A 1856-nucleotide genomic window follows, 5' to 3' on the forward strand; every position below is an offset into this window, starting at 1 on the left:
GCCGAAGATTTGGTGATTACTGCCACCACCTCAACCCCTGGAGCCACTTCTACTGTTACTTCTGCGTTTACGGCTCCAACTACCAAGGCTTTAACGCTGCCCTTCAAAGCATTCCGTGCACTAATTTCCATTGCTTGAGAACCTTTCCTTGAACGCAAATGAGTCAACTCCCCATGGTTAACTGAGTGAGTTGAAAATTTTGATACCTAGGCTACAGAACTATAGCAGGTATCTTGGCATGGTGTTAATAATACTTGCTAAAGGCATTGAGTGTGCTAGGGAGTTGTCAGGATAATGATCAGGCGGCGAAGGTGGTTTTGGGTGCTAGCGCTGGTAGGGTTATTGGCTGCATGTAGCCTGTCTACGGTGGAGCAGTCGTTCTCACCTCCTGCAACTCCAAAACCTGAGGCAATTACCCTAACAGTATCGGCAGCGGCAGATTTGAATTACGTGTTTCCAGAAATCGGTAAGCTGTGGGAGCAGGAGACAGGGCAGCGAGTAACCTTTAACCTGGGATCCACCGGGCAACTGGCCCAGCAGATTGAGCGGGGCGCACCTGTGGATCTGTTTGCAGCCGCCAATAGGAAGTTTGTTGAGGATTTAGATAAAAAAGGGCTGGTGCATTCAGAGACAAAGCAACTGTATGGTGTGGGACGGCTCACCCTATGGCAGCGGGAGGGAGGCACTCACGAGGTTAATGATATCCAGGACTTAATGAAGCCAGAAATCAAGCGGGTGGCGATCGCCAATCCAGACCATGCTCCCTATGGTGTAGCGGCACGGGAGGCATTGCAGTCCGCAGGCATCTGGGAGGCAATCCAGCCCAAGTTGATCCTGGGGGAAAACATTAGGCAGACCCAGCAGTACGCTGACACAGGTAACGTAGACGTGGCGATCGCGGCCCTCTCTATTAGCGTGGGAAAGCCAGGAAAATGGGTGCTAGTGCCTGAGCAACTCCACAAACCCCTAGAGCAGATGTTAGTAGTTCCCAAACGTGCTCCCCACCCAGAGGCAGCCAAACAGTTTGCTGCCTTTATTAATGGGGAGAAGGGAAGACCCCTGATGCGGAAGTACGGCTTTGTGTTGCCTGGGGAGGAGCCTGTGTCATGATCTGGCAGCCGTCTATCTTGTCGCTACAGGTGACTGTCTTGGCTAGTGTATTGATTCTGGTCATTGGCCTCAGCTTGGGGATTTTCCTAGCCCGCAAGCAGTTTCCAGGACAGATTTTGGTTTCTACTCTGCTCAACTTGCCGTTGGTACTACCCCCCAGTGTGGTGGGGTATTTCTTGCTGTTGGCATTGGGTCGGGGCAGCCCAATCAAGGAATGGCTGGGCATCGACTTGCTGTTTAGTTGGCAAGCGGGGGCGATCGCCTCTGCTGTGGTAGCAATGCCTTTGATGGTGGAGTCTACTAGAGCCGCGATCGCTAACGTCAACCCAGAGTTGGAAGCCGCCGCCCGCACCTTGGGATCGACGGAGTGGGAAGTTCTACGACGAATTACCATTCCTATGGCCTATCGAGGCATTCTAGCCGGGTTTGGATTGAGTGTTGCTCGCGGCATGGGGGAATTTGGTGCAACGCTGATGGTGGCAGGCAGCATCCCTGGACGTACCCAAACCCTCCCCTTAGCCATTTATGACGCTGTACAGATGCAGCAATATGGACTCGCCAATGTCATGGTGTTGCTCATGACTACGATCGCCTTTGCCTTACTCTGGTGGGTTAGACATTTGGAGGCTCAACATCCTCAAAATCAAATCCAAACTCAGCAGCAACCGCAACCCCAAACGCATCCCCATGAAACTGATCGTCGATATTCAAAAACAACTGCCCCATTACACTCTGGATGTCAGCTT

Annotated in this window: 3 protein-coding genes; 2 read left to right on the forward strand and 1 reads right to left on the reverse strand. The window is 52.2% G+C overall.

Annotated features, from left to right (window positions below):
• A partial coding sequence (locus NZ772_18250) for a TOBE domain-containing protein (GenBank protein MCS6815498.1) occupies nt 1–131 on the reverse strand: 131 nt, incomplete at its 3' end.
• 163 nt (nt 132–294) lie between these two features.
• Between NZ772_18250 and modA the strand changes: the two genes are divergently transcribed.
• Together modA and modB are read left to right on the forward strand one after the other, a co-directional pair.
• On the forward strand, nt 295–1110 hold the full coding sequence (gene modA, locus NZ772_18255; GenBank protein ID MCS6815499.1) for a molybdate ABC transporter substrate-binding protein: 816 nt from the start codon (nt 295–297) through the stop codon (nt 1108–1110).
• A partial coding sequence (gene modB, locus NZ772_18260) for a molybdate ABC transporter permease subunit (GenBank protein ID MCS6815500.1) occupies nt 1107–1856 on the forward strand: 750 nt, incomplete at its 3' end. The genes modA and modB, both read left to right, overlap by 4 nt.

This window comes from Cyanobacteriota bacterium (assembly GCA_025054735.1).
In the GTDB taxonomy this organism is placed as follows: Bacteria; Cyanobacteriota; Cyanobacteriia; order SKYG9; family SKYG9; genus SKYG9.